At 54.7% G+C, this 5,586-nt stretch carries 5 protein-coding genes; 4 read left to right on the top strand and 1 reads right to left on the bottom strand.

Annotated features, from left to right (window positions below):
* Positions 1-168: 168 nt before the first annotated feature.
* Positions 169-1,644, bottom strand: coding sequence for a ketol-acid reductoisomerase (gene ilvC, locus ABYP39_RS16980; RefSeq protein WP_372783762.1), 1,476 nt, complete (start codon positions 1,642-1,644; stop codon positions 169-171).
* Between the two features lie 131 nt (positions 1,645-1,775).
* Between ilvC and ilvY the strand changes: the two genes are divergently transcribed.
* The 4 genes from ilvY (at position 1,776) to ABYP39_RS16960 (ending at position 5,214) form a co-directional block, all read left to right on the top strand.
* Entirely contained in the window at positions 1,776-2,660 is an 885-nt protein-coding gene (gene ilvY / locus ABYP39_RS16975; protein ID WP_372759473.1) for an HTH-type transcriptional activator IlvY, read from the top strand.
* A 77-nt stretch (positions 2,661-2,737) separates the two neighbouring features.
* Positions 2,738-3,559, top strand: coding sequence for a CDP-diacylglycerol--serine O-phosphatidyltransferase (gene pssA, locus ABYP39_RS16970; protein ID WP_372749923.1), 822 nt, complete (start codon positions 2,738-2,740; stop codon positions 3,557-3,559).
* Between the two features lie 55 nt (positions 3,560-3,614).
* Positions 3,615-4,592, top strand: coding sequence for a protein-methionine-sulfoxide reductase catalytic subunit MsrP (gene msrP, locus ABYP39_RS16965; RefSeq protein ID WP_372783760.1), 978 nt, complete (start codon positions 3,615-3,617; stop codon positions 4,590-4,592).
* A 19-nt stretch (positions 4,593-4,611) separates the two neighbouring features.
* Positions 4,612-5,214, top strand: a complete 603-nt coding sequence (locus ABYP39_RS16960; protein ID WP_372749921.1) for a sulfite oxidase heme-binding subunit YedZ — start codon at positions 4,612-4,614, stop codon at positions 5,212-5,214.
* Positions 5,215-5,586 lie beyond the last annotated feature (372 nt).

Below are 5,586 nucleotides of genomic sequence, written 5' to 3'. Positions count from 1 at the left end.
GAACGCTATGTGGGAAGAACTGTCACTCTGGGCAAGCTGGTGGAATCGGTGCAGGTGCCCCCTCATCGCATGCCGGATGATGAGCACACGCTTCACTAAAAGTGCGTGTTGGCACCAAAAAAAAGGGGCCCTTGTGGGGCCCCTCTGGTTTGCCGAAGATGCTTGTGGTTAAACAATCTTCTTCATGGCAGTCATGTAGCCGCGCAGTTTGCGGCCGATAACTTCTACCGGGTGGTTACGCAGCGCTGAGTTGATGGCAATTAGCTGCTGGTTGTCCACGCCGTTGTCAGAAACGTCCAGACCTTTGCCGATGACATCGGTTTTTACCTTGCTCATAAAGTCTTTGAGCAGCGGCTTGCAGGCGTGGTCGAACAGGTAGCAGCCGTACTCGGCGGTATCGGAGATAACCACGTTCATTTCGTACAGCTTCTTGCGCGCGATGGTGTTGGCGATCAGGGGCGTTTCGTGCAGTGATTCGTAGTAGGCGGACTCGTCTTTGATGCCCGCAGCAACCATGGTTTCGTAGGCCAGTTCAACGCCAGCTTTAACCATCGCAATCATCAGAATGCCATTGTCATAGTATTCCTGCTCGCTGATGTCCATGCTGCCGGTTTCTGCTTTTTCAAAGGCCGTCTCGGCGGTGGCGGCGCGCCAGCCCAGCAGGTTCTTGTCGTCGTTGGCCCAGTCTTCCATCATGGTTTTGGAAAAGTGGCCACTCATGATGTCGTCCTGATGCTTTTCATAGAGCGGACGCATGATGTCTTTCAGCTCTTCAGCCAGTTCAAAGGCTTTGACCTTGGCGGGGTTGGACAGGCGATCCATCATGTTGGTGATGCCGCCGTGCTTGAGACCTTCGGTGATGGTTTCCCAGCCGTACTGGATCAGCTTGGAGGCATAGCCGGGGTCGATGCCTTCTTCGACCATTTTGTCGAAGCACAAAATAGAGCCGGTCTGCAGCATACCGCAGAGAATGGTCTGCTCGCCCATGAGGTCAGACTTCACTTCTGCAATCGGTGAGGATTCCAGTACACCGGCGCGGTCGCCACCAGTTCCAGAGGCCAGTGCTTTGGCGATTTCCAGGCCGTTGCCGTTGGGGTCGTTTTCGCGGTGGACCGCGATCAGGGTGGGTACGCCAAAGCCACGCTTGTACTCTTCGCGCACTTCGGTGCCGGGGCATTTCGGGCACATCATCACTACGGTGATGTCCTTACGGATCTGCATGCCTTCTTCAACCAGGTTGAAACCGTGAGCGTAATCCAGGCAGGCGCCTTCTTTCATCAGTGGCATAACGGCAGAAACGACGGCCGTGTGCTGCTTGTCAGGGGTTAGGTTCATTACCACATCGGCACTGGGGATCAGTTCTTCGTAGGTGCCAACGGTAAAACCGTTTTCAGTGGCGTTCTTCCAGCTCTGGCGCTTTTGTTCAATGGCTTCGGCGCGCAGGGCGTAAGACACGTCTAGGCCTGAGTCGCGCAGGTTAAGACCCTGGTTCAGACCCTGTGAGCCGCAGCCCACAATAACGATTTTCTTGCCTTTCAGAATGTCACAGCCGTTGGCGAATTCGCTGCGATCCATAAAGCGGCACTTGCCGAGTTCCTGCAGTTGTACGCGCAGGGGCAGGGTATTGAAGTAGTTCTGACCCATGGAGGAGGCCCTCGTTCTGGTGAATGTGGTTAAAAACTGGGCGGCTACCATAGCAGGTCGTTTATATTGCGTAAAATGATATATAGTGAATATTGTGTTGCTATATACGCAATGCTGCATCGAGGGGCGGAATGAACATCAAAGAACTTGAAATTTTCACTCATCTTGCCAAGTCCCTGCATTTCGCTAAAACCGGGGAGGCCATGCATTTGAGTGCCTCGGCGGTCAGTAGAACCATTCAGCGTGTCGAACAAGAGCTTGGCGTGCCTCTGTTCGAGCGAGATAACCGGCGGGTGGTGCTTACCTCGGCCGGTCGCGAGGTGCAGCGCTACGCTGAGCAAGCTCTCGCCAACTGGCAGGGGCTGTTGCAGCGTCTCCATCAATCCGGGCGCGACCTCAGCGGTGAACTGAGCGTGTATTGCTCGGTCACGGCGGCATACGCGGTGCTGGGGCCTTTGCTAGAGATATTCAGGAGTCGCTACCCCCGCATTGAATTGAAACTGCACACCGGGGATCAGGCCGATTCGCTCGAGCGCGTGGCAGCGGGAGAGGAGGATATAGCCATTACGGCGCGGCCGGAGCAGCTGCATCAGCGACTGGCCTTCCAAGTGTTAACGCACTCACCATTGCGTCTGATTGCGCCCACAGTGCCCTGTGCCGTGTCGGCATTGGCGGATCAGCCACAGCTACCGTGGGGTGAATTGCCGGTAATCATGTCGGAACGTGGGGTGGCTCGGGTGGAGTTGGAGCGCTGGTTCAAGTTGCACGGCATTCGCCCCAACATCTATGCGCAGGTCAGTGGTCACGAGGCGATAGCCAGCATGGTGGCGCTGGGTCTGGGGGTGGGGGTGGTTCCCGAGTTAGTGCTTGCCAACAGCCCAATAGCCGACAAAGTGAGGGTTTTGCCGCTAGCCGACGAAATGAAGCCCTTGGCAGTGGGGGTGTGCACGCTGAAACAGCGGCTGGATAACCCCCTGATTCACGCCTTTTGGCAGGTCGCAGCGTCAGTTGCGTGATGTTGCTACAATGAGGTGTTTAGTGGCTGCAGGTATTGGTATGCTGCGCCCCTGTGTCAACACGCGTGGAGTTCGCTGTGTCTGAAGTTGAAAATGAGATTGAGCATAATAACGATGACCGCCGTGAGTCGCTGTTGCTGATTGACGATCACGAAGAAGAGGTCTCGATTAATGGGCAGAAGGTGCGTCGCCGCGGTATTTATCTGCTGCCCAACCTGTTTACCACGGCAGCCCTGTTTGCGGGATTTTACGCCATTGTTTCCGGCATGCGCGGCCAGTTTGAAACGGCAGCCATTGCCATTTTTGTGGCTGGTGTACTCGATGGTATGGATGGCAGGGTTGCTCGCCTGACCAATACACAGAGTAAATTTGGTGAGCAGTATGACTCGCTGGCCGACATGGTGTCCTTCGGCGTAGCGCCGGCGCTGATTATGTTCAGCTGGTCGCTGGGCAGTTTTGGCAAGCTCGGTTGGGCGGCTACCTTCATCTATATCGCATGCGCGGCGTTGCGCCTGGCGCGCTTCAATACTCAGATCGCCACTACTGACAAAAACTATTTTACCGGGCTGGCCAGCCCGGCCGCTGCGGCGGTGATCGCGGGCACCATCTGGGTGTGTGCCGATGAGGGTTTATTTGGCGGCGAGGTCTCTTCGGTGTTGTCCTTTTTCAGTGCGGTGCTTACCGCCGTGATAGGCCTGCTCATGATCGTCAATATCCGCTATAACAGCTTTAAAGGTATCGATTTGCGGGGCCGTGTGCCCTTTGTTGTGATGATCCTTATTGTTATTGGTTTTGGGTTGGTTTCGGTGGACCCGCCTCGGATTCTACTTGGTATTGCATTGGCCTATGCTCTGTCTGGTCCAGTGATGGCTGTCTATCGTAGAACGCAAGCTAGTTAGTAAGGGAGCTTTCCGCCGTTTTGCTGGTCAGAGCTCTTAAGCCACGGAGACTGACATGTTGATCAAACAAGCGGCGGATATCCCTGCCTCTGAAATTACCCCAGAGAGCGTTTACCTTAAACGCCGCGAACTGATGCGGGGCGCCGGCCTCTTTGCGGCATCCAGCTTGGTGCCATCGGCGCTTCTTGCGAGCTCTGAGTTGGCGCCACTCTCCGCGCGAGAGGCTTCATCGTCGATGGCGGCTCAAGGCTTCTATACCAACGAAGACAAAACTCCCTTTGAGGACGTCGCGCGCTATAACAATTTCTACGAGTTCGGTACGGACAAAAGTGACCCGGCTCGTTACGCGCAGGAGCTGACCGTTGATCCCTGGTCGGTGCAGGTAGAGGGTGAGGTTGCGCGGCCGGGAACCTATTCGCTGGATGACTTGCTCAAAGGGCTGGATCTTGAAGAGCGGGTTTATCGTCTGCGCTGTGTTGAGGCCTGGTCAATGGTGATTCCCTGGATTGGCGTGCCCCTGCACCGATTGCTGTCCAGGCTTGAGCCCACGTCAAAAGCCAAATACGTTGAATTTACGACCCTCTATCGGCCGGCAGAAATGCGCGGTCAGCGCTCCCGGTTCAGCACGATTGACTGGCCCTATGTAGAGGGCCTGCGGTTGGACGAAGCTATGAATCCGCTGACTCTTATGGCGACAGGTCTTTACGGGCGGGAACTCCCCAAGCAAAACGGTGCCCCCTTTCGTTTGGTGGTGCCCTGGAAATACGGTTTCAAAAGCATTAAGTCCATCGTCAAAATCCGGCTGTCGGAGCAGCAGCCCCGTACAACCTGGCAGGATCTTGCTCCTCAAGAATACGGGTTCTTCGCTAATGTGAATCCGGAAGTTGACCATCCGCGCTGGAGCCAGAAGTACGAGCGCCGTCTGCCCAGTGGTCTATTCAGTCCCAATCGCATCAAAACGCAGATGTTCAACGGCTATGCCGATCAGGTCGCGCATCTCTATAAAGGCATGAATCTACGGCGCCATTATTAATGGTGTGGCGCAAGGGCTTATGATGGCGTGGCGAAAGGGTTTGCTGTTTCTGGCCTGCCTTCTTCCGTTAGCCAGTTTGGCGCTGCAGCTGATTACGGGCGACTTAGGGCCAGACCCCGCAAAACGGCTGATACTTTTCACGGGCGGATGGTCGCTCAACTTTCTGCTGCTGACGTTGATGATTTCACCGCTGCGGGTTTGGTTACGGCGACCGTCATTGATCCGCTACCGCCGCATGCTGGGTTTGTTCTGTTTCTTTTATGCCACCCTTCATGCGTTATGTGTGGGCACCTATCTATTGGGATGGGAGTGGTCGATATTCAGGGAGGAGCTGCAGGAGCGCCCCTATATGTTGGTCGGCTTTTTTGCCTGGCTCACTCTGCTGCCGCTAGCGGCTACCTCTAACCGCTTTTCCGTGCGCCATTTGGGTCGCCGCTGGCTGATTTTGCATCGGCTGGTATATGGCACATTGGTTTTGGCACTGGTTCATTTGTTCTGGCTGGTGCGGTCCGATCTGGCGGAGGCCGTCTTGTATGGTCTCGCCGGCAGCGCGTTATTGCTGTGGCGCCTACGGCGTAGTCGGTTTTTTGTCCGGTTTGGCTGCAATTTGGCCAATAAGTAGTTGTTTTTAAGTTTTTTTCTCGAGGGGTATTGCGTCATTCAAGAGGCGTCTATATAGTTCGCCACCCTCGAGTCTGGCAACAGATATCGGGTGTAAGCAAAGAGGTTTTGGTGGTGTTGAGCGGTTGCTTGATAGTGCTAAAAAGGGGAGTCATCTCCTCGCTGATAAAGCCCTCGAAACTTTTTTAAAGAAAATTAAAAAAGTGCTTGCAGCGCAGAGTAAGGTGTTTATAATGCGCATCCTCGCTTAGGGGGACACACCTTAAGCGACTTCGAAAGCCCTGGCGGCTTCGAGTTATTTAACAAATCGAGATTAAGTAATTTGTGTGGGCACTTGTGTGGTGATGTGACGACAATCATATCAGATACAAGT

The sequence above is a fragment of the Litorivivens sp. genome, assembly GCF_041625495.1.
GTDB lineage: Bacteria > Pseudomonadota > Gammaproteobacteria > Pseudomonadales > Spongiibacteraceae > Litorivivens.
The sequence above is the reverse complement of the archived record's forward strand: the minus strand, read 5'-3'. Positions and strand labels throughout refer to the sequence as shown.